The sequence below is a fragment of the Verrucosispora sp. FIM060022 genome (assembly GCF_003977705.1).
In the GTDB taxonomy this organism is placed as follows: Bacteria; Actinomycetota; Actinomycetes; order Mycobacteriales; family Micromonosporaceae; genus Micromonospora; species Micromonospora gifhornensis.
Map to the genome: position 1 here is coordinate 1,037,390 of NZ_RQIV01000001.1, position 21,196 is coordinate 1,058,585.

Genomic DNA, 21,196 nt, shown 5'->3' on the forward strand with positions numbered 1-21,196 from the left:
CTCATCCTCCGGGGTCAGGGTGCCGCAAAGCGGGTCTCGGGCAGTGGTTCGACCGGAATGCGCGCGTACACCCGGTAGCCGCCGCCGGCGCGGGCCCCGGTCCGCAGGACACCACCGTAGAGGGCGACCCGCTCACGCATCCCCACCAGGCCGTGCCCGACCCGCTGCCGGTCCGGTGACGGCCCTCGACCGGTGTCGGTGATCTCCACCTCGACGGCGTCACCGGGGTAGCTGACGTGCACCTGCGCGGTGGCCCGGCCAGCGTGCTTGAGGGCGTTGGTCAGTGCTTCCTGCACGATCCGGTACACGGTCAACGCCACGCCCTGCTCCACCGGCCCCGGCGTGCCGGTCACCGCGAAGGTTACCGGCAACCCGGCCTCGCGGACCTGTTCGACGAGCATCTCGATGCCGGCGAGACCGGGCTGGGGGGCCAGGTCGGCGGCCGGCTCGGCCTCGGTGCGCAGCACGTCCAGCAGCCGCCGCAGCTCCCGCAGGGTGGCCCGGCTGGTCTCCTCGATGGTGGCGACCGCCTCGTCGGCGGCCTTGGGATCGCGGGGCAGCACCCGCCGGACCCCGGTGGCCAGCACCCCCATCACGCTGACGTGGTGGGCCACCACGTCGTGCAGTTCCCGGGCGATGCGTCGCCGCTCGTCGGCGACCGCCTGCTCGGCGAGGGCGCGCTGGTTGGCCTCGGCGACCCGGGCCCGTTCCCGCAGCGCCGCCGTGGTGGACCGGCGGGCGTGCACCGTACGGCCCACGGAGAACGACACGATCCCGACCAGCAGGTTGTTCGCCACCACGTACGCCGCGCCGACCTGCGGCAGACCCTCGGTGGGCAGCAGGGGCGCCAGCACCGCCACCGGCACCCACAGTGCCACCGCGGTCGCCAGCGCCGGGCGTATCGGCTGGCAGGCGGCCACGGTGTAGGTGAGCACGACCAGGGTGAGGCCCTGGGTGGCCGGCACCACCTCGATCACGACCGGCAGGGCCAGCGACGCCAGCGCGGCCAGCACGGCGAGCCACGGCGCGATCCGCCGCAACAGCACGGGGCTGGCACAGAGCAGGCTCCAGCCCAGCGCCTCCGGCAGCGACCGGGGCCAGAACTCCCGGGGGGACAGCAGGGTGAACAGCGCCTCACCCAGCACCAGCCCGACGGTCAACAACGCGTCGCCGGCCAGCGGGCGTGCCCGTAGCCACTGCCTCAGCTGCCTACCCATGCCACGACGCTAGCCGCCCATGCCGGCGAGAGATCATCTCGGATGGTGAGCTGCCTCTCCTTCCTGAGGAGGAGAGCTACTCGTCCGCGCCCGGGGTGGCGGGGCGGGTGCGGGCGTCGCGCAGCGGATCCGCGCCGGGCAGGTGCTCGGGGAAGGGCGGCGGGGTGCCGCCGTAGCTCGGGCAGAGCGCCTGGTGGCTGCACCAGTCGCAGAGCCGGCTCGGCCGGGGCCGGAAGTCCTGGGCGGCGGTGGCCTGCTCGATCGCCCGCCACAGCGCCACCACCGTGCGTTCGAAGCGCACCAACTCCTCGGCGTCCGGGGTGTAGTCGCACACCTCGGCGTCGCGTAGATAGAGCAGCCGCAGCACCCGGGGCACCACGCCCCGGGTGCGCCAGAGCACCAGCGCGTAGAACTTGAGCTGGAACAACGCCCGCGCCTCGAACGCCTCGCGGGGCGCACCACCGGTCTTGTAGTCCACCACCCGCAGCGCGCCGTCGGGGGCGACGTCGAGCCGGTCGAGGTAGCCGCGGATGAGCAACTCCTCGTCGATCACGGCGGAGATCAGGCTCTCCCGTTCGGCCGGCTCCAGTCGACGCGGATCCTCCACCGAGAAGTAGCCCTCCAGCAGGGTCGCCGCCGAGCGCAGGAACTCGACCGCGTCGACCGTGCCGTCGTCGGTGAACAGTCCGGCCAGTTCCGGCTGCTCGGTGACCAGCCGGTCCCACTGCGGTGCGACGAGGTCACCGGCCGCCTGCGGGGTGCGCCCGGCCGCCGGCAGGTCGAACAACCGCTCCAGCACCGCGTGCACAAGCGTGCCGCGCGCCTGCTCGACGGTGGGCCGCTCGGGCAGCCGGTCGATGCTGCGGAACCGGTAGAGCAGCGGGCAGGTCTTGAAATCCGCGGCGCGTGAGGGTGACAGCGAGGCCCGCACCGTTGGCGGCAACGGGGTCGAAGTCGGAGCCTGTTGGGCGATCACCGGATCCGCGGTCATGCCGTGGAAGACTAGGGCACCGGTACGACAGGGCGGCCGCCGCCGCACCGAAGGTGATCTCCCGCCGCGTAGCATCGGCTCGGTGGAGCAGAGCAGGCAGTCACGGCCGGGTCGGCGTCCCGGCCTGCAGGTCGGTCGGGTCTTCGGGGTGCCGCTGTACCTGAACGCCTCGATCCTGCTGCTGGCCGTGTTGATCATCGTGCTCTACGGCGAACTTGCCGGCCAGCGACTGGCGCTCTCGCCGACCCTCGGCTACCTGGTCGGCGCCGGCTTCGTGGTCTCGCTGCTCGGCTCGGTGCTGGCCCACGAACTCGGCCACGCGCTCACCGCACGACACTTCGGCATCGGTGTGCGGGGGATCACCCTCGAACTGCTCGGCGGGTACACCGAGATGGACCGGGACGCGCCGTCGCCCCGGGTGGACCTGCTGGTGTCGCTGGCCGGGCCGGCGGTCTCCGCGCTGCTCGGCGTGGCCGCCGTCGCCGCGACCGTGGCGCTGCCCGACCGCACCGTGGCCCACCAGCTCGCCTTCCAACTGGCGGTGAGCAACGTCATCGTCGCCGTGTTCAACAGCCTGCCCGGGCTGCCGTTGGACGGCGGGCGGGCGTTGCGGGCGGTCATCTGGGCGGTCACCCGGGACCGGCACCGGGCCACCGAGGTGGCCGGCTGGGTCGGCCGGGTCCTCGCCGTGGCCACCGTGGCGCTTGTCGGCCTGCTCTACGCCGCCGACCTGCTGAGCCTGCTGGCGCTGCCGCTGACCGCCCTGGTCGCGCTCACCATCTGGCACGGCGCCGGACAGTCGATCCGGTTGGCCCGGATCGGCCGGCGACTGCCCCTGATCGACCTGGCCCGGCTGGCCCGGCCGGTGTTCGCCGTACCCACCGCCACCCCGCTGGCCGAGGCCCAGCGCCGGGCCGACGAGTCGGCCCCGGACCGGCCGGTGGCGCTGCTGGTGACCGACGCCGCGGGCCGACCGGTGGCGGTGGTCGATCCGGCCGCGGCGGCGGCGGTGCCGCCGCACCGCCGGCCCTGGCTCGCCGTGGACGCGGTCGCCCGCGCGGTCGCCGACCTGCCGCGCATGTCGGTGGCCACGGACGGGGAACGGGTGCTGGAGACGGTGCAGGCCCACCCGGGCGCGCAGTACCTCGTGACGGCAGGCGAAGATGTCGTCGGCATTCTGCACATCGCGGATCTGGCGCACCTGCTCGAACCTCACCGGAAGATGAACACGTGACCGTGACCCACTCCCACCCGGCGACCCCGGGCGACGCCGTGCCCGCCGAGACCCCGGAGCTGCCCCCGGTGCACCGTGGGCCGTTCCGGCCCGGTGACCGGGTGCAGCTGACCGACCCCAAGGGCCGGATGCACACGGTCACCCTGGAGCCGGGCAAGCAGTTCCACACCCACCGGGGCATCCTGGCGCACGACGAGCTGATCGGGCTGCCCGACGGCAGCGTGGTCACCACCTCCGGCGGGGGTACGGCCTTCCTGGCGCTGCGTCCGCTGCTGTCGGACTACGTGCTGTCCATGCCCCGTGGCGCCCAGGTGATCTACCCCAAGGACTCGGCGCAGATCGTCGCCATGGGCGACATCTTCCCCGGCGCCAAGGTGCTCGAGGCCGGCGCCGGCTCCGGCGCGCTGAGCTGCTCGCTGCTGCGCGCGGTCGGCACCAGCGGCGAACTGCACTCCTACGAGCTGCGCGACGACTTCGCCCAGATCGCCCGGCGCAACGTGGAGGCGTTCTTCAACGGGCCGCACCCCGCGTGGCACCTGCACGTCGGTGACGTCGGCGAGTGCACCGAGACGGGTTTCGACCGCATCATCCTGGACATGCTGGCCCCGTGGGAGAACCTCGACATGGTCGAACGGGCGTTGCTGCCCGGCGGGGTCCTCATCGGCTACGTCGCGACCACTCCGCAGCTGTCCGAGCTGGTTGAGGCGCTGCGGGAACGGGGCGGCTGGACCGAGCCGCGGGCCTGGGAGTCGCTGGTGCGCGACTGGCACGCCGAAGGGCTCGCGGTGCGACCCGACCACCGGATGATCGCGCACACCGCGTTCCTCGTCTCCGCGCGTAAGCTCGCCCCCGGAGTGACCGCGCCGCCGCGCCGACGCAAGCCCAGCAAGGGCACCGAGGCGTACGTGCAGCGCCGGCAGGCGCTACGCGAGGCGGAGGCGGCCCGACAGGCGAGTACGGCGTCGCAGACGCAACCGGACACGACGCAGGAGACGGGCAGGCCGTGACGGCGGAATGGGGCGGCTGGCAGTGAACGGGCTGAACCTGGATGCGGGTTGGCGGTGGCCGGGGGTGGCCGCATGAGTCGGCCCGGGTTCGGCGGCGGCGACCTGCCGGCGGTCTTCCCCGACTGGTCGCCCTACACCGACCTCGAATCGGCGGCGCGGGCGTACCTGCGTGACCCGGACGTCGCGCTGGAGGCGCTCGGCGGTGTGCTGCGGGGGGCCTCGGTGCTCGGCTTCACCCTGGAACGCTTCGTCAACGAGGTAAACGGGGTGTGGCAGGAGGTCGTCGTCTGCGACGGCAGTCGGCTGGTGCTCTGGCACGGCGAGGACGTGCCGCCGGGGGAGGGCCCGCCCGGGTCGATGACCTCGTCGCTGCGGGTGGTGCCGGTCTCCTCGGTCACCGAGGTCGGCTGCCGCCGCCGGCTGTTCCGGCACGACAACGGTGAGATCCGGGTCGACAGCATCGACGTGTACCTGCTGCTGACCTCGCTCGACGAGACCCCGCCCAGCGAGGAGACGGCCGGCGGGCCACGCCACGACGCGCTGCGCTTCGGCAAGACCCTCGACGACGGCGGCGCCGGGCAGATCGCCCGGCTGGAGGAGTTCGCCCGCCTGGTCGCCTCGGTGGTCGGCCGCCCGCTGCTGTGAGTGGTCGGTCGCCCGCTGCGGTACGGCGGGCGGCGGGCTCAGTCCTCGGCGTCGGGGCCGGCCACCTCCACGCCGTCGCTGGCGCGGACGACGTGGATGCACTCGCCCGGGCACTCCCGCGCCGAGTCGATCACCTCGAGGCGCAGGTGCTCCGGTACGCCGACGCGGGCGCCCGGGGCCTGCTGGAGCTCACCGTCGGGGCCCTTGACGTACGCCAGGCCGTCGACGTCGAACTCGAATACCTCGGGCGCGTACTGCACGCACAGCCCGTCGCCCGTGCACAGATCCTGGTCCACCCAGACCTGCACCTCGTCGGTCGCGACCTCGGCCACCGGTGCACCCCCCATGTTCTCGCGTCCCACCCCCCGACGGTACCCGAATGCCCGTACCCGCCCGCCAACCCACCCTTGGCGATCAAGCTTCGGTGACGGGCGCGTTGCGGAGGACCGAATCGGGCTCATAGCGGCTAGTGTTAGGTCAGAACGTTCAAGCCCCCCGGGGAGGTGGGACGTGGCACGCAGCGACGACGCGGACTCGCGCGCCGCACGGTGGGAGAAGGAGGCCCACGATCTCTCCACGCAGGTCGCGTTCCTTCAAGAGGAACTCGCTCTGGTGCGGCGCAAGTTGACCGAAAGCCCCCGACACGTGCGGCAGCTCGAAGAGCGACTGTCCGCCACCCAGGCGCAGTTGGCGCGGCTGACCGAGAACAACGAGCGGCTCGTGAGCACCCTCAAGGAGGCTCGCGCGCAGATCGTGACGCTCAAGGAGGAGATCGACCGGCTGGCCCAGCCACCCAGTGGCTACGGCGTCTTCCTGGCCAGACACGACGACGGCACGGTGGATGTCTTCACCGGCGGGCGCAAGCTGCGCGTGGCCGTCTCGCCCTCGCTCGACGTGGGTGAACTCCAGCGCGGCCAGGAGGTCCTGCTCAACGACGCGCTCAACATCGTGGACGCGTTCGGCTACGAGCGGGTCGGCGAGGTGGTCATGCTCAAGGAGATCCTGGCGGGCCCCGAAGGCGCGCCGGGTGACCGGGCACTGGTGGTCTCGCACTCCGACGAGGAACGGATCGTGCACCTCGCCGAGACATTGATCGGCAGTGCGATCCGGGCCGGCGACTCGCTCATGATCGAACCGCGTTCGGCGTACGCGTACGAGCGGATTCCCAAGAGCGAGGTCGAGGAGCTGGTGCTGGAGGAGGTGCCCGACGTCGACTACAGCGACATCGGTGGCCTGCACTCCCAGATCGAGCAGATCCGTGACGCGGTGGAACTGCCGTTCCTGCACGCGGACCTGTTCCGTGAGCACCAGTTGCGTCCGCCGAAGGGCATCCTGCTCTACGGCCCGCCCGGCTGCGGCAAGACGCTGATCGCCAAGGCGGTGGCCAACTCGCTGGCGAAGAAGATCGCCGAGCGGCGGGGCGAGGAGAAGCACACCAGCTTCTTCCTCAACATCAAGGGCCCGGAGCTGCTCAACAAGTACGTCGGCGAGACCGAGCGGCACATCCGGCTGATCTTCCAGCGGGCCCGGGAGAAGGCCGGCGAGGGCACGCCGGTCATCGTCTTCTTCGACGAGATGGACTCGGTCTTCCGGACCCGTGGCTCCGGTGTCTCCTCCGACGTGGAGAACACCATCGTGCCGCAGCTGCTCAGCGAGATCGACGGCGTGGAGGGCCTGGAGAACGTCATCGTCATCGGCGCCTCCAACCGGGAAGACATGATCGACCCGGCGATCCTGCGTCCGGGGCGACTCGACGTCAAGATCAAGATTGAGCGTCCGGACGCCGAGGCGGCCAAGGACATCTTCTCCAAGTACATCCTCTCCGGTCTGCCGCTGCACGCCGACGACCTGGCCGAACACGGCGGAGACGCCCAGGCCACCGTCGCCGCGATGATCGACGCGGTGGTCCTGCGGATGTACTCCGAGACGGAGGAGAACCGCTTCCTGGAAGTCACCTACGCCAACGGTGACAAGGAAGTCCTGTACTTCAAGGACTTCAACTCCGGCGCGATGATCCAGAACATCGTCGACCGGGGCAAGAAGATGGCCATCAAGGAGTTCCTCACCTCCGGCCGCAAAGGGCTGCGTCTGCAGCACCTGCTCGACGCCTGCGTCGACGAGTTCCGCGAGAACGAGGACCTGCCCAACACCACCAACCCCGACGACTGGGCCCGCATCTCCGGCAAGAAGGGCGAGCGGATCGTCTACATCCGTACGCTCGTCTCCGGGGGCAAGGGCACCGAGGCCGGTCGCTCCATCGAGACCGCCAGCAACACCGGCCAGTACCTCTGACCGCTACCCGCAGGGCCCGTGACGGTGTCGTCACGGGCCCTGCGTCTGCGTGCGGCACCGCGCCACGTCCCGCACAAGTCGGGCGGCACGGCTAGACTCCGGACAACTCTCCTCGTATGCAAGGATTTCGCGTGCCCGCCGAGCAGCACACCGTGGCCCCGCTGATCGTCCCGAGTCTGACCGCCAGCCCTGGCGAGCCGTACCGTCGATGGAACCTCGCCGTGCTGGCCGCGCTGCCGGCGGCCTGGCTGCTGCCGCTCGCCGCGGTCGCCCTCGACGCCCGCTGGGTCTTGCCCCCGCTGGTGCTGCTCGCCACCGCCAGCCTGCTGCGCGGCGGCCGTACCCTGCTCGACCGGCTGTTGCTGGCCACCATCCTGCTGGTCTGCCTCACCACCGCGGCCGGTCTGCTCTTCGCGGTCTGGCCCTGGGGGATGAACCCGGTGGCGGTCAGCGGCACCGCCCTCACCGCCCTCGTGCTGACCGCCCTGATCACCGGGCGGCGTCCCACCCTGCCGCGCCCGGCCTGGCCCGACCTGCTGCCCGTCATCGGCACCACCGGCCTGCTCTGGTATCTCGCCCAACCCCTGCTGCGCGCCGGCGACCTGGGCGGCCGGCTGAGCATCCTCCACCGAGGTGAGGACTACCTGCGGCACCTGAGCCTGGTCGACGTCATCGGTCGGCACGGCGGCTACCTCTTCGTCGACCCCGCCGCCGTCCGCGACGACCTGTTCTCCGCACTCGTGCACTACCCGCAGGGCTGGCACCTGCTCGTCGCCCTGCTCGACAGCCACCGCACCCCGCCCGGCGGTGGGCCGGCCGGCGCAGCCGCCGTGGAGCCGTTCCTCTGGTGGAACTTCGCCACCTTCGGGCTGCTGGTCCTCGTCCTGCTCTGGGCCGCACAGCGGCTCCCCGGCCCGCTGCACCCGCTGAGCCGCCTCGTGCTGACCGTCGTGGTCGGCGCACTCGTGCTCGGCAGCCAGATGCCCCGGATGCTGGTCTCCGGATACCCCACCGAGACGCTCGGACTGACCCTCACCATCGTGCTCGCCGTGCTCGTCGCCCGGCCGGTCGGCGCACCCCGGGAACACTTCCTGCTGCTCGGTGCCCTGCTCGTCGGCATCGGCTACAGCTACTACCTGTTCCTGCCCGCCGCCGCACTCCTCGCCCTCGGGTCGCTGCTGGCGCGGCGTCGCGAAGTACGCCGACTGCGCGGCACCACGCTCGTCGTCGGCCTGGCCACCGCCGTGCTCGCCCCGGTGCCGATCCTGCTCGGCGTGTTCCGTGCCAACCAGACCGAGTCGCTGGCCGCCACCGTCGGGCCGGACCTGACCGAGACCTGGCTCGCCCTCGGCGGCCTCGGCGTGTTCGTGGTGCCCGCCCTGCTGGTGCACGCGGTACGACGCGGGCGGGCCGATCCGGCCTGGCGACGCTGGCTGTTCGCGCTGCTGGTCAGCGTGGTGCTCACCCTGGCCATCGGTCAGGCCAGCATCAGCGTCGGTGGTCAGGCCGGCTACTACTTCAACAAGGCCGGTCACCTCACCACCGTGCTGCTCATCATCGGCACCGCCGCGGTGGTGCGACTGCTGCCGGTGCCGCCCCGGGGCCGTCCGCTGCACACGGCCGTGGCCGGTCTCACCGCCGTCACGGTCGCCGCCGCCACCGTCTGGTTCGCCGGGGTCACCGGCGGGCAGCGCAGCCTGCTCGTCGTCACCCCGCAGAGCTGGGCGCAGCGCTGGGTCCACCAGGACCTCGACCGACCCGGCCGGGCCACCGCCGTGTGCGAGCAGGTCCTCCAGCGCTACCCGGCCGCCGACGGTGTCACCACGCTCATCCTCGACCGCCGGCCGTACCAGTCCTACCTGGCGAACATCTGCGTCTCCACGCTGCAGGGCACCACCGCCCAGACCGAGGCCGGCATCTACGAGATGGTCTTCGTCGAACCGGGCCGGACCTGGCAGATGCTGCACCGCGTACCCGGTGAGATCCGGCTGGTGGCGGTCACCGACGGGGCCCGGGTACGGACCAACCGGATCCTGCGCGCCGTGCCTGAACTGGCCGCAAGGGTGAGCATGGAGACGATGATCATTGATGATCCGCCGAGCTGATCCCCGCGACTTGCGACGCACCGACCACCACGGCAGGCCCCCGTGCGCTCACATGCCGACTACGCTCGGATGTGACGGGGATCGGTCGGGCAAGCGAAGCGGGTAGGTCGATGAGCGTAAGACGGATCATGGGCACCGAAGTCGAGTACGGCATCTCCGTGCCCGGTCAGGCCGGGGCCAACCCGATGGTCACCTCGTCCCAGGTGGTGAACGCCTACGGCGCCCGCCCGGAACTGAACCGGGGCGGTCGGGCGCGCTGGGACTACGAGGAGGAATCGCCACTGCGCGACGCCCGGGGCTTCACCTACTCCGGTGCGGTGTACGACCCGGCCGAGGCGCTCGCCGACGAGGATCTCGGGCTGGCCAACGTCATTCTCACCAACGGGGCTCGGCTCTACGTGGACCACGCCCACCCCGAATACTCCACTCCGGAGGTCACCAACCCGCGTGACGTGGTCCGCTGGGACAAGGCGGGGGAGCGGGTGATGGCGGAGGCCGCGCGTCGGGCCGCCACCATTCCCGGCACCGCACCGATCCACCTCTACAAGAACAACACCGACAACAAGGGCGCCAGCTACGGCGCGCACGAGAACTACCTGATGCGCCGGCAGACGCCGTTCGCCGACATCGTGGCGTACCTGACCCCGTTCTTCGTGACCCGTCAGATCGTCTGCGGCGCCGGCCGGGTCGGCATCGGGCAGGACGGCGGCCAGAACGGCTTCCAGATCTCCCAGCGAGCCGACTTCTTCGAGGTCGAGGTGGGGCTGGAGACCACCCTGAAGCGGCCGATCATCAACACCCGGGACGAGCCGCACGCCGACGCCGACAAGTACCGCCGGCTGCATGTCATCATCGGCGACGCCAACCTCTCGGAGATCTCCACGTACCTCAAGGTCGGCACCACCGCGCTGATCCTGACGATGATCGAGGAGAAGGCGCTCGGCGCGGACCTCGGCATCGCCGACCCGGTTGGTGAGCTGCGTGCCGTCAGCCACGACCCGTCGCTGACCCACCGGATGCGGTTGCGCGACGGCCGCCGGCTCACCGCGCTGGACGTGCAGTGGGCCTACCTGGAGCGGGTACGCGCCTTCGTCGAGGACCGCTACGGCAGCGACGTCGACGAACAGACCGCCGACGTGCTGGACCGCTGGGAGTCCGTGCTGGACCGTCTCGGCCGCGACGTGATGCTCTGCGCCGACGAACTCGACTGGGTGGCCAAGCTGCGATTGTTGGAGGGCTACCGGGAGCGGGAGAAGCTCGCCTGGGGTTCGCACAAGCTGCAACTGGTCGACCTTCAGTACTCCGACGTGCGCCCGGAGAAGGGGCTCTACCACCGGCTGGTCTCCCGGGGCGCGATGAAGACGCTGCTCAGCGACGAGGAGAGTCGCTCGGCGATGACCGAGCCGCCGGAGGACACCCGCGCCTACTTCCGGGGCCGCTGCCTGGCGCAGTACGCCTCCGAGGTGGTCGCCGCCAGCTGGGACTCGGTCATCTTCGACGTCGGCCGGGAGTCGCTGGTGCGGGTGCCGATGATGGAGCCGGAGCGCGGCACCAGGGCGCATGTCGGGGCGCTGTTCGACAGGTGCGCCAGCGCCAAGGACCTGCTGGAGAGCCTGACCGGCGGCTGAGTGGCCGATCCTCGGTGTGGTTGTCGCCGTGTGCGGTTTCCGTACCGGCGCGCGTGAGGGATTCGTCGCTCCCGCGAGGTAAGTTCATCGCAGGGAGATCGTGGAGGAGGCAACAGTGGCCACTCGTGACAGCGGCGGTCAGTCGCAGTCGGGCAAGTCCCGCCAGGGCGAAGAGGTCGAGGACGTCACCGTCGAGGCGAACCCGGAGGTCGCCGAGCGGCACGCCGAGATCACCGAGGACGTCGACGACCTGCTCGACGAGATCGACTCCGTCCTTGAGGAAAACGCCGAAGAGTTCGTGAGGGGGTATGTCCAGAAAGGGGGAGAGTGAGGCATATGTCCGATTCTCCGCCTGGGGCGGACAAGACCTGCCCTCAGTGCCAGCGTTCGTTGCCGCGAACAGAGTTTCACCGTAACCGCCGCCGTGTGGACGGTCTTGCCTATTACTGCAAGGCGTGCGCGACCATCCGGTCGGAGACCAGCCGACGCAAGCGTGGCATTGCTCCGGCGCGACGACCGGCGGTACCCGTGGGACAGGGCCTGAAGTGGTGTCCCGACTGCGAGCAGATCAAGTCGCTGGACGATTTTCCGAGCACCAGCCGGAAGGCCAGCGGCCGACACAGCTACTGCAAGCCCTGCCACAACGCGCGAGGCAAGGAGACCGCTCAGCGGCTCTACGGTGGGACCCGCGAGTACCACCTGCGGCGTCGCTACGGCATCGGGCAGGCGGAGTTCGACGAGCTGTTGGCCGAGCAGGGTGGGGTTTGCGGGGTGTGCGGTGACCCCGATCCGGAACATGTGGACCACGATCATGCCACCGGGTGGGTGCGCGGGATACTCTGCTTCAACTGCAACGGTGGTCTTGGCCAGTTCCGTGACAGTCCCATGAGGCTGGCCAGGGCCATCACGTATCTGAGAGGAACCACGTGGCAGCGGGTTTTGATCCATCCGGGCGTCTACCAGATGTGTTCACCAACGCGGGGACGTCCTCCTTCACGTCGTTTCTGAGCAAGGTGGCCCCCGAGATGCTGCCCGGCCGCCGGCCGCTGCCCCCGGGCATGGCCGCCGACCTGGCCCCACACGCCACCACGATCGTGGCCATCTCCGCGGCCGGTGGCGTCGTGATGGCCGGCGACCGGCGGGCCACCATGGGCAACCTGATCGCCCAGCGGGACATCGAGAAGGTGCACCCGGCCGACGCGTACTCGCTGGTGGGCATCGCCGGCACCGCCGGCATCGGCATCGAGCTGATGCGACTGTTCCAGGTGGAGTTGGAGCACTACGAGAAGATCGAGGGCGCCATGCTCTCGCTCGACGGCAAGGCCAATCGTCTCGCCTCGATGATCCGGGGCAACCTCGGCGCCGCGATGCAGGGGCTGGCGGTGATCCCGCTGTTCGCCGGGTTCGACCTGGCCGCCAAGGACCCGGCCCGGGCCGGTCGGATCTTCAGCTTCGACGTCACCGGCGGCCCGTACGAGGAGACCGGCTACGACGCGATCGGCTCGGGTTCGCTGTTCGCCCGGTCGGCGTTGAAGAAGCGGTTCCGGGCCGGCCTGTCGATCGACGACGCGGTGCGGTTGGCGGTGGAGGCGCTCTACGACGCCGCCGACGACGACACCGCCACCGGTGGCCCGGACCTGACCCGGCGGATCTACCCGGTGGTGATGACCGCGACGGCGGAGGGGACGCACCGGCTGACCGACGCGGAGACGTCGGCGATCGCCGAGAGCGTCGTCGCCGGCCGGATGGAAAACCCGGGCGGCTGAGCCGGTCCCGCAATCCCACCTGATCGCAGTTGCCCAGCACAGCGCCTGAAGGAGAGCCGCCGCCGTGGCCATGCAGTTCTACGCCTCGCCCGAACAGATCATGCGCGACCGTTCCGAGTTGGCCCGCAAGGGCATCGCCCGGGGACGCAGCGCGGTGGTCCTGAGCTACGCCGGCGGGGTCCTCTTCGTTGCGGAGAATCTCTCCAGCACCCTGCACAAGGTCAGTGAGATCTACGACCGCATCGGGTTCGCCGCGGTCGGCAAGTACAACGAGTTCGAGAACCTGCGCCGCGCCGGGGTGCGGATGGCCGACCTGAACGGCCTCAGCTACGACCGGCGCGACGTCACCGGCCTGGCCCTGGCCAACGCGTACGCGCAGACCCTCGGCGCCATCTTCACCGAACAGTCCAAGCCGTTCGAGGTGGAGATCTGCGTGGCCGAGGTGGGGGCCACGCCGGAGGAGGACTCGCTGTACCGGCTCACCTACGACGGCTCGGTCAACGACGAGCCCGGCCGGATGGCGATGGGTGGCCAGTCCGAGGCGATCGCCGGGGTGCTGAAGTCGCACCACCAGCCGGACATGTCGCTCGGCGACGCGGTCAAGGTGGCGGTGCAGGCGCTGAGCAGCGTCGGTGGTGAGGGCGGTGCCGCCCGGACGATAGCCGCCAACCAGCTGGAGGTGGCGGTCCTGGACCGCAGCCGGGTGGGGCGTACCTTCCGGCGAATCACCGGCGCGGCGCTGACCGCGCTGCTCGACGGCAGCGCGGCGGGTGAGGCCGCCGACGAGGACCGGGCGAAGACCCCGACGACGCCGACCGAGGAGGCCCACAAGCCGACCACCTCGGCGGGCTCGGCCGACCTGGAGGACAAGCCCGGCAACCCGTCCGAGGCCTGACCCCACCCCGGTCCGGCCGATCCGACTCGGCCCGACCACGCTCTGCGCGGCGCTCGGCAGCTTTTCGCTGCCGAGCGCCGCACCCTTTGTCGGTCCACCTGCCCGGCCCAACACCCACCGAGACCCACTCTGTACGCCTGACCCGACCCCTCCACGCGACTCGGCCTCCACGCGACTCGACTCGCCCCCCACGCGCTGCATGTACGGACAGCGCCGGCTCGAGGGGTGAGCTTCACGAGCGGCGTCCACACTGCTCCCGGAGCCCTTTGCTCTGCTTCAACCCACGCACCTATCTCGCGTCGGAGTTGATGCGTGGGTTGAAGCAGAGCAAAGCGCGCGGAAGTTGTGCGTCGGGTGAAGCAGAGCAGGGCCGCGGGAGAGTTGTGCGTCGGGTGAAGCAGAGCAAAGGGCGCGAGGGGAGGCAGGGCGGGCGGGTGGGGGGTGGTGTGGCGAGCCGCTCGGTTCAACCGATGGCCGGCCCGGCCCGGGCCGCGCCGCGCTCGGGTCGGGCATGGGGGGGCGGGTTGGGTCAGGAACGGGCGAGCAGGGGGCGGACCAGGGTCCACCAGGCGGCGGCGATCGCGTTGAACACGCCCATTCCGGGTGGGGCGTCCACGTTCGACGGTGCCACCCGGGCGGTGATCAGGTGGGCGAGGGTGCCGTCGCCGACTGTGCGTTCGGACTGGAGTTGGCGGCGGCGGGTGCGTACCCAGGTGCGGTGCTGCCACAGCCAGGCCCAGCCGCGTACCTTCTGTCGGCCCCAGCCGCCGGCGAGGGCGGCGGCGAGCATGGCGGCCTCGGTGAGCAGCAGCATCGGTGCCAGCAGCGCCAGGGTCCGTCCCTGGTACGCGGTGAGCAGGGTGATCAGCCGGTTGCGTTCCACCAGGTAGAGCTTGAGGGCGTTGCGGGAGAACTCGTAGTGGTGGCGGACCACCGCGTCGGGCACGTACTCCAGCCGTAGGCCACGGTGCCACAGCCGGAGGCTGAGTTCGGTGTCCTCGTGGTAGGCGAAGTACTCGGTGGCGAAGCCGCCCAACTCCTCCCAGCGTTCCCGGCTGATCACGAAGCAGCAGCCGCTGAGCGACGGTACGGCGGTGCGGCGAGCGTGGGCGGTGGCCGGCTCGCCGTTGCCGCCGGCCCAGGACAGGCCGGTGAAGTGCAGCGGGTTGCCGGAGGTGTTGATCAGCTCGGGGTTGTCGGCGAGGCGGATGGAGGCCATCGCGGCACCCACGCCGGGCTCGGCGGCCACCGCGGTGACCTTGGCGAGGGCGTCGGGGGCGACCACCGCGTCGGAGTTGACGAAGGCCAGCCAGTCGCCGCCGGCCTCGGCGGCGCCGAGGTTGCAGCCGCCGGAGAAGCCGGTGTTCTGCTCCGGGCGGATCACCCGTACGCCGGGCAGGCCCTTGACCACGTCGATGCCGTCGCTGGTGCACCCGTTGTCGACCACGATCAGCTCCACGTCGACTCCGGTGCTGGCCAGCACCGCCTGTGCGGCGTCGACCAGCCAGGGTTCGGGGCCGTAGGCGAGCATCACCGCGGTCACTCGGGCCGGGCTCATCGGACACCTCCGGGGGCGGTCGCGGGCAGCGTCACCGCGACGGGTGGGTTCGGATCGGACTGACGACGGCGGCGCAGCAGGGCGAGCATGACGGCGGCGACCACCACCGAGCCCACGGTGTAGCCGAGTTCGACCCGCAGGGCGACCGACAGCGGGGCCAGGGTCGCGGCGGCCAGCGCGGCGACGCCGAGGGTCCAGGCCACCGCCTGGGCGCGGTGCCGGTCGCGGGCCAGCAGCGCCTGGCCGAGCACCATCGCCCACAGGTACGCCTGGGTGGCCACGGCGAGCCAGGCGAAGTCGCCGTGGCCGAGGATCGCCGGCGCGTCGAAGAGGGCGGTTACGAGCCAGGGCCCGAGCAGCACGGTCAGCACTCCGCCGCCGACGCCCAGGGCGGTGACGACCGCCAGGGCGCGCCGCAGCAGACCGCCGAAGGCCGCCTTGTCGTCGGTGGCGGCGGCGGTGGACAGGCCGGGTAGCAGCGCGGCCTGCATCGAGCCGAAGACGAACAGCGGGATGCGGACCAGCACCAGCGCCGACAGCAGCGCGCCGGCGGTGGCGACGTCGTCCGGGGCCAGCAGCCGTACGTTGATCACACCGACGTTGACCACGACCTGCGACAACAGGCTGGAGACGGTGAGCAGGGCCAGTCCGCGCAGCAGCGGCGGCCAGGGCATCGGCGTCCCGCCCCCGACGGCGCGGGCCACCGGCGGGGCGGTGAGGGCGACCGCCAGCAGCGGCGCGGCGACCAGCACGAGGGCGTACGCCACGGGAGAGTCGACTCCGGCCGCGGCGAGGGCGGTGACCCCGCCGATGCGCAGCCCACCGTCGAGCCCGAGCTGGCTGCCGTACCAGGTGAACTGGCCCAGCCCGGCGAGCACCCCACGGGTGGTGTGCGCCAGCGCCAGCGCGACAAGCGCGCCGACCAGCGTGGCCACCATGGCGCGGTCGCCGTCGAAGAGGCGCTCGGCGAGGGTGTCCGTGGCGGCGGTGACGGCCAGGACGAGCAGGGTGAGCACGGCGGCGGCGACGGTCGCGCCCCGCGCCAGCACCGGGCCCGGTGGCAGGTCACGGGTACGCCGGGCGGCGACCAGCCGGGCGACCTCCTGCTCGACCGGCAGGAACACGCCGATGCCGACGGTGAAGACGATCGACCAGAGCACCGACAGCGACGAGTAGTCGCCGGGGGTGAGGGTGTGCCCGGCCACGGCCAGATGCACGTACGAGGCCACCCCCACCAGGGCCAGCCCGGCCCCGACGGGGACGGTGCCGGGTGGGACGAGGCGGAGCAGTCGGCGGATCACCGGCGGATGAGCGCCAGGGTGAGGACCGCCAGCGCCCGCCCGAGGTAGATCATCGCCTTGGCGGGGGAGTGGCTGGGGGTGCCGGCCATCCGTCGTCGCATCGCCACCGGGACCTGCTGGATGCGGTAGCCGCGGCGGGCGGCGTGCACAAGCGTCTCGACCGTGTCGCCGAGGTACTCCGCCGGGTACCAGCGGGCGAACATCTCGATCATGCGGCGGTTGGCGGCGCGGAACCCGGAGGTGGTGTCGGTCAGGGTGGTGCCGGCCAGGCCGGACAGCACCATCGACAGCATGCCCATCGCCCAGCGGCGCGGTCCGCGTACGGCGTAGTCGCCCTCCCCGGCGAACCGGGCCCCGATGACCAGGTCGTAGTCGTCGAGCAGGTCCACCAGCTTCGGCACGTACCGGGGGTCGTGCTGTCCGTCGGCGTCGATCTGCACCGCGACGTCGTAGTCGTGGTCGTGGGCGTAGCGGTAGCCCAGCCGCATCGCCCCGCCGACCCCGAGGTTGTACGGCAGCCGGGCGACGCGGGCACCGGCGGCGGCGGCGACGGCGGCGGTACGGTCGGCCGATCCGTCGTCGACGACCAGCACGTCCACGCCGGGCAGCTCGCCTCGGATCTCGCGGACCACGTCGGCGATCGAACCGGCCTCGTTGAGCGCCGGGATGATGACGAGCAGTCGTTTGCCGTTAACCATCGCGGCTCACCAGTTCCTGCCGGTCGGCCCGTTCCGCCCGGTCGGCCTCGACCTCGGCGCGGAGCAGGGCGAACTCCTCGGCCAATGTCCGGGTCTCCTCCTCCAGGGCGCTGACCTCCCAGCTGAGGTGGATGCAGACCAGCAGCAGGAAGACGATGCCGAGGAAGAGCACCAGAGAGACGCCGGAGGCCACGCCGACCAGGTCGGCCACGCCGTCGAGCAGCCGGGGGAACAGCGACAGCGGGATCACCACGAACAGCAGCCCGAGCCAGAGCATGCCGTACTTCTCCCGCAGCTGCCGCCGGCGCAACAGCTCGACGATCGTGGCCAGCAGGACGAGTCCGGTCAGGCCGGTGACCAGGGTGAGCTTCATGCGACCTTCCACGGGGAGGGTGGAGCGGCGGGGGCGAACGCTTCGGTCAGCGTGGTGTGCCAGTCCGGCAGGGGGGACAGGCCGGCCTCGGTCCATCGGCCGTGCCGCAGCACACTGTACGCCGGTCGCGCGGCCGGACGCGGAAACCGACTGCTGGTGGTGGGTCGGATCCGGTCGGGGTCGAGCCCGTGCAGGGCGAACACCGCCCGGGCCAGGCCGTACCAGGTGGTCTCGCCGGTGCAGGTGCCGTGCCAGATGCCGGGCCGCGCCCGGCCGTCCCGGGCCGCCTCGGCGAGCCTGACCAACTGCTCCGCCAGCGCGTACGACCAGGTGGGTTGGCCGCGCTGGTCGTCGACGACGTCGAGGAAGTCGCGCTGTTGCGCCAGGCCGAGCATGGTGGTGACGAAGTTGCGGTCGTGGGTGCCGTACAGCCAGGCGGTACGCACCACGTGGCCACGGTCGGGCAGCAACCGGCGCACGGCCTGTTCCCCGACCAGCTTGCTGCGACCGTACGCGTTGACCGGGGCGGTCGGCGCGTCCTCCGGGTAGGGGGTGTCGGCGTCACCGGCGAAGACGTAGTCGGTGGAGACGTGCAGCAGGTATGCGCCGTGGGTGGCGCACGCGGTGGCGAGATGGGCCACGGCGGCGCCGTTGACCGCGGTCGCCGCCGCCTCGTCCTGCTCGGCGCCGTCGACGTCGGTCCACGCGGCGGCGTTGAGCACCACGTCGTGGCCGGCCACCGCGTCGGCGACGGCGGCCGCGTCGGTGACGTCGAGTTGGGTGCGGGTGACGGCCGTCACCGTGTGGTCGGGGTGACCGGCGAGCACCTCGACGGCGTCCCGCCCGAGCATCCCGCCGGCACCGGTCACCAGGAATCTCATCCGGCCGACGCCTTCCGCAGCGGCTCCCACCAGGAGCGGTTGTCGCGGTACCAGTCGACGGTGTCGGCGAGCCCGTCGTCGAGACCGACGGTGGGCGCGTACCCGAGCTCCTTGTTGATCTTGTTGATGTCCAGCGAGTAGCGGCGATCGTGGCCCTTGCGGTCGGCGACCAGGGTGACCCGGTCCCAGTCCGCGCCGCACGCCTGCAGCAGCCGGCCGGTCAGCTCCTTGTTGGTCAACTCCGTGCCACCGCCGATGTGATAGACCTCGCCGGCCCGCCCGCCCTGCTGGACCATCGCCACGCCCCGACAGTGGTCGTGCACGTGCAGCCAGTCCCGCACGTTGCCGCCGTCGCCGTACAGCGGCACGGTCCGGCCGTCGAGCAGATTTGTCACGAACAGCGGAATGACCTTCTCGGGGTACTGGTAGGGGCCGTAGTTGTTGGAGCAGCGGGTCACCACCACGTCCAGCCCGTGGGTGCGGTGGTAGGCCAGGGCGAGCAGGTCGGAGCCGGCCTTCGAGGCCGAGTACGGCGAGTTCGGCGCCAACGGCCAGTCCTCGGTCCACGAGCCCTCGGCGATCGAGCCGTACACCTCGTCGGTGGAGACGTGCACGAATCGACGCACCCCGTGCCGCAGCGCGGCGTCGAGCAGTGTCTGCGTACCCAGCACGTTGGTGCAGACGAACGGCCCGGCGCCGGAGATCGAACGGTCGACGTGCGACTCGGCGGCGAAATGCACGATGACGTCTTGCCCCGCGACGACCTCGTCGACAACCTCGGCGTGACGGATGTCACCGTGTACGAACCGAAGCCGGGGATCGTCCGCCACCGGTGCCAGGTTGGCCCGGTTGCCCGAGTAGGTGAGCGCGTCGAGCACCGTCACCTGGGACGGCTGGATCGGGGGCACCCCCTCGGCGCTGCCCCCGGGCGCGCCCAGCAGCATGCGCACGTACTCCGAACCGATGAAGCCGGCGCCGCCGGTGACCAGGATCCTCACGGGTCCGGAAGTCTACGCGAAACACCCGCATTCGCCTCCGCTCGCGCCCGCGTGCCGGTTGCGGCACCTGTCGGTACGCTCCCCAGGTGCGTGGAATATTGCTGGCCGGTGGCACCGGATCGCGGCTGTGGCCGATCACCCGGGCGGTGTCGAAGCAGCTGATGCCGGTCTTCGACAAGCCGATGATCTACTACCCGCTCTCCACCCTGGTGATGTCCGGGGTGCGCGAGATCCTGGTGATCACCACGCCGGATGAGCAGGCCCAGTTCCAGCGACTGCTCGGCGACGGCAGCCAGTTCGGGCTGCGGCTGGAGTACGTCGCCCAGCCCCGACCGGAGGGCATCGCCCAGGCGTTCGTGCTCGGCGCGGACTTCATCGGCGACGAGGGGGTGGCGCTGATCCTCGGCGACAACATCTTCCACGGCGTCGGTCTCGGTCGACAGCTCGCCGCCGCCGGTGACCCGGTCGGCGGACGGATCTTCGCCTACCCGGTGGCGAACCCGCAGGCGTACGGGGTGGTGCACTTCGCCCCGGACGGCCGGGTGCTGTCGATCGAGGAGAAGCCGGACCAGCCCCGGTCCCGGTACGCGGTGCCCGGCCTGTACTTCTACGACAACCGGGTGGTGGAGATCGCGCGTGGCCTCACTCCCAGCAGCCGGGGCGAGCTGGAGATCACCGCGGTCAACGAGGCGTACCGCCGCTGGGGTGAGCTGTCGGTGACCGTCCTGGACCGGGGCACCGCGTGGCTGGACACCGGCACCTTCACCTCGCTGATGCAGGCCGCCGAGTTCGTCCGGGTGATCGAGGAACGGCAGGGCATGAAGATCGGCTGTATCGAGGAGGTCGTCTGGCGGGCCGGGCTCATCGACGACGACCAGTTGCGGGCCCTGGCCGAGCCGCTGACCAAGAGCGGGTACGGCGACTACCTGCTCGACCTGCTCGCCGGTGAGCGTCACGAGCTGATCAGCCCGGGAGAGGTGCGATGAAGCTGCGACAGTTGGGCATCGAGGGCGCCTGGGAGATCACGCCACAGCAGCACGGCGACTCCCGGGGACTGTTCCTGGAGTGGTACCGCTTCGACCGGCTCGCCGAGGAGGTCGGTCATCCGCTGCGGCTGGCCCAGGGCAACCTGTCGGTCTCCGCCCGCCACGTGGTGCGCGGCATCCACTTCGCCGACGTGCCACCCGGCCAGGCGAAGTACGTGACGTGTGTGCGCGGCGCGGTCCTGGACGTGGTGGTGGACCTGCGCGTCGGCTCGCCCACCTTCGGCCAGTGGGAGAGCGTGCGCCTCGACGACGTGGACCGGCGGGCGGTCTACCTCGCCGAAGGGCTCGGCCACGGCTTCTGCGCGCTGACCGACGACGCCACCCTGAGCTACCTCTGCTCGACCACCTACAACCCGACGGCCGAGCATGCGGTGCATCCGCTGGACGAGGAGCTGGGCATCGAGTGGCCGACCGGCGCACCGCTGCTGTCCGCCCGCGACGCCGCCGCGCCGAACCTGGCGCAGGTGCGCGCGGCAGGTCTGCTGCCGGAGTACGAGACGTGCCGACGGTACGCCGCCGAGCTGGACGCCGAGGCGCCCGACGGGTGCTGACGTCGCGAAC

21 protein-coding genes are annotated in these 21,196 nt (G+C 71.3%); 12 read left to right on the plus strand and 9 right to left on the minus strand.

Annotated elements, in window-relative coordinates:
* Positions 1-14 precede the first annotated feature (14 nt).
* On the minus strand, positions 15-1,217 hold the full coding sequence (locus EG812_RS04520; RefSeq protein WP_126710813.1) for a sensor histidine kinase: 1,203 nt from the start codon (positions 1,215-1,217) through the stop codon (positions 15-17).
* A gap of 76 nt (positions 1,218-1,293) precedes the next feature.
* Positions 1,294-2,208 (minus strand): RecB family exonuclease, encoded by a 915-nt coding sequence (locus EG812_RS04525; RefSeq protein WP_126710814.1) that lies wholly within the window; start codon positions 2,206-2,208, stop codon positions 1,294-1,296.
* An 82-nt stretch (positions 2,209-2,290) separates the two neighbouring features.
* Here EG812_RS04525 and EG812_RS04530 point away from each other — a divergent pair, with 82 nt between their 5' ends.
* The 3 genes from EG812_RS04530 to EG812_RS04540 all read left to right on the plus strand — a co-directional run bounded on the left by EG812_RS04530 (position 2,291) and on the right by EG812_RS04540 (position 5,094).
* Positions 2,291-3,442: a M50 family metallopeptidase gene (locus EG812_RS04530; protein ID WP_233579375.1), complete on the plus strand. Its 1,152-nt coding sequence runs from the start codon at positions 2,291-2,293 to the stop codon at positions 3,440-3,442.
* On the plus strand, positions 3,439-4,449 hold the full coding sequence (locus EG812_RS04535) for a tRNA (adenine-N1)-methyltransferase (RefSeq protein ID WP_502697173.1): 1,011 nt from the start codon (positions 3,439-3,441) through the stop codon (positions 4,447-4,449). The genes EG812_RS04530 and EG812_RS04535 overlap by 4 nt, the downstream gene beginning before the upstream one ends.
* A 72-nt stretch (positions 4,450-4,521) precedes the next feature.
* Entirely contained in the window at positions 4,522-5,094 is a 573-nt protein-coding gene (locus tag EG812_RS04540) for a hypothetical protein (protein ID WP_013734324.1), read from the plus strand.
* Positions 5,095-5,132: 38 nt separating this feature from the next.
* On the opposite strand, the gene EG812_RS04545 is transcribed toward EG812_RS04540, so the two are convergent.
* Positions 5,133-5,426 (minus strand): ferredoxin, encoded by a 294-nt coding sequence (locus EG812_RS04545; RefSeq protein WP_013734323.1) that lies wholly within the window; start codon positions 5,424-5,426, stop codon positions 5,133-5,135.
* Between the two features lie 178 nt (positions 5,427-5,604).
* Here EG812_RS04545 and arc point away from each other — a divergent pair, with 178 nt between their 5' ends.
* From arc to prcA, 7 genes are all read left to right on the plus strand, one after another.
* Positions 5,605-7,386: a proteasome ATPase gene (gene arc, locus EG812_RS04550; protein WP_013734322.1), complete on the plus strand. Its 1,782-nt coding sequence runs from the start codon at positions 5,605-5,607 to the stop codon at positions 7,384-7,386.
* Positions 7,387-7,517: 131 nt separating this feature from the next.
* Complete coding sequence (locus EG812_RS04555; protein ID WP_126710815.1) at positions 7,518-9,491, plus strand: hypothetical protein; 1,974 nt, start codon at positions 7,518-7,520, stop codon at positions 9,489-9,491.
* Between the two features lie 110 nt (positions 9,492-9,601).
* Entirely contained in the window at positions 9,602-11,119 is a 1,518-nt protein-coding gene (dop, locus tag EG812_RS04560; protein WP_013734320.1) for a depupylase/deamidase Dop, read from the plus strand.
* A 115-nt stretch (positions 11,120-11,234) separates the two neighbouring features.
* Positions 11,235-11,450, plus strand: coding sequence for a ubiquitin-like protein Pup (locus EG812_RS04565; protein WP_092380345.1), 216 nt, complete (start codon positions 11,235-11,237; stop codon positions 11,448-11,450).
* 95 nt (positions 11,451-11,545) lie between these two features.
* Positions 11,546-12,127, plus strand: a complete 582-nt coding sequence (locus EG812_RS04570; protein WP_233579376.1) for an endonuclease VII domain-containing protein — start codon at positions 11,546-11,548, stop codon at positions 12,125-12,127.
* Positions 12,046-12,885 (plus strand): proteasome subunit beta, encoded by an 840-nt coding sequence (gene prcB, locus EG812_RS04575; RefSeq protein ID WP_043721183.1) that lies wholly within the window; start codon positions 12,046-12,048, stop codon positions 12,883-12,885. Before EG812_RS04570 ends, prcB begins: the two co-directional genes overlap by 82 nt.
* A gap of 64 nt (positions 12,886-12,949) precedes the next feature.
* The gene (gene prcA / locus EG812_RS04580; protein ID WP_013734317.1) at positions 12,950-13,780 is read left to right on the plus strand and encodes a proteasome subunit alpha; all 831 of its coding nucleotides are present in this window, start codon (positions 12,950-12,952) and stop codon (positions 13,778-13,780) included.
* Between the two features lie 529 nt (positions 13,781-14,309).
* On the opposite strand, the gene EG812_RS04585 is transcribed toward prcA, so the two are convergent.
* The 6 genes from EG812_RS04585 to rfbB are packed head-to-tail and all read right to left on the minus strand — an operon-like array spanning position 14,310 to position 19,589.
* Positions 14,310-15,338: a glycosyltransferase family 2 protein gene (locus tag EG812_RS04585; RefSeq protein WP_126710817.1), complete on the minus strand. Its 1,029-nt coding sequence runs from the start codon at positions 15,336-15,338 to the stop codon at positions 14,310-14,312.
* A complete protein-coding gene (locus EG812_RS04590) occupies positions 15,335-16,639 on the minus strand; it encodes a lipopolysaccharide biosynthesis protein (protein ID WP_013734315.1) in 1,305 nt (434 codons plus the stop codon). Before EG812_RS04590 ends, EG812_RS04585 begins: the two co-directional genes overlap by 4 nt.
* Positions 16,636-17,337 carry a glycosyltransferase family 2 protein gene (locus EG812_RS04595; protein ID WP_013734314.1) on the minus strand — a complete coding sequence of 234 codons (702 nt, stop codon included), beginning with the start codon at positions 17,335-17,337 and terminating at the stop codon, positions 16,636-16,638. Before EG812_RS04595 ends, EG812_RS04590 begins: the two co-directional genes overlap by 4 nt.
* A complete protein-coding gene (locus EG812_RS04600) occupies positions 17,330-17,710 on the minus strand; it encodes a DUF2304 domain-containing protein (protein ID WP_013734313.1) in 381 nt (126 codons plus the stop codon). Before EG812_RS04600 ends, EG812_RS04595 begins: the two co-directional genes overlap by 8 nt.
* Complete coding sequence (gene rfbD, locus EG812_RS04605; protein ID WP_126710818.1) at positions 17,707-18,591, minus strand: dTDP-4-dehydrorhamnose reductase; 885 nt, start codon at positions 18,589-18,591, stop codon at positions 17,707-17,709. Before rfbD ends, EG812_RS04600 begins: the two co-directional genes overlap by 4 nt.
* On the minus strand, positions 18,588-19,589 hold the full coding sequence (gene rfbB, locus EG812_RS04610; protein WP_013734311.1) for a dTDP-glucose 4,6-dehydratase: 1,002 nt from the start codon (positions 19,587-19,589) through the stop codon (positions 18,588-18,590). Before rfbB ends, rfbD begins: the two co-directional genes overlap by 4 nt.
* Before the next feature lie 86 nt (positions 19,590-19,675).
* On the opposite strand from rfbB, the gene rfbA reads away from it, so the two are divergent.
* Positions 19,676-20,575: a glucose-1-phosphate thymidylyltransferase RfbA gene (gene rfbA / locus EG812_RS04615; RefSeq protein ID WP_043721179.1), complete on the plus strand. Its 900-nt coding sequence runs from the start codon at positions 19,676-19,678 to the stop codon at positions 20,573-20,575.
* Positions 20,572-21,186, plus strand: coding sequence for a dTDP-4-dehydrorhamnose 3,5-epimerase family protein (locus EG812_RS04620; protein ID WP_126710819.1), 615 nt, complete (start codon positions 20,572-20,574; stop codon positions 21,184-21,186). Before rfbA ends, EG812_RS04620 begins: the two co-directional genes overlap by 4 nt.
* Positions 21,187-21,196 lie beyond the last annotated feature (10 nt).

Excerpts from the sequence above, each read along its gene's own strand:
- EG812_RS04595 (WP_013734314.1), bottom strand. The coding sequence starts at position 17,337 with ATGGTTAACGGCAAACGACTGCTCGTCATCATCCCGGCGCTCAACGAG.
- EG812_RS04520 (WP_126710813.1), bottom strand. The coding sequence starts at position 1,217 with ATGGGTAGGCAGCTGAGGCAGTGGCTACGGGCACGCCCGCTGGCCGGC.
- EG812_RS04600 (WP_013734313.1), bottom strand. The coding sequence starts at position 17,710 with ATGAAGCTCACCCTGGTCACCGGCCTGACCGGACTCGTCCTGCTGGCC.
- EG812_RS04620 (WP_126710819.1), top strand. The coding sequence starts at position 20,572 with ATGAAGCTGCGACAGTTGGGCATCGAGGGCGCCTGGGAGATCACGCCA.
- EG812_RS04540 (WP_013734324.1), top strand. The coding sequence starts at position 4,522 with ATGAGTCGGCCCGGGTTCGGCGGCGGCGACCTGCCGGCGGTCTTCCCC.
- rfbD (WP_126710818.1), bottom strand. The coding sequence starts at position 18,591 with ATGAGATTCCTGGTGACCGGTGCCGGCGGGATGCTCGGGCGGGACGCC.
- dop (WP_013734320.1), top strand. The coding sequence starts at position 9,602 with ATGAGCGTAAGACGGATCATGGGCACCGAAGTCGAGTACGGCATCTCC.
- EG812_RS04585 (WP_126710817.1), bottom strand. The coding sequence starts at position 15,338 with ATGAGCCCGGCCCGAGTGACCGCGGTGATGCTCGCCTACGGCCCCGAA.
- EG812_RS04525 (WP_126710814.1), bottom strand. The coding sequence starts at position 2,208 with ATGACCGCGGATCCGGTGATCGCCCAACAGGCTCCGACTTCGACCCCG.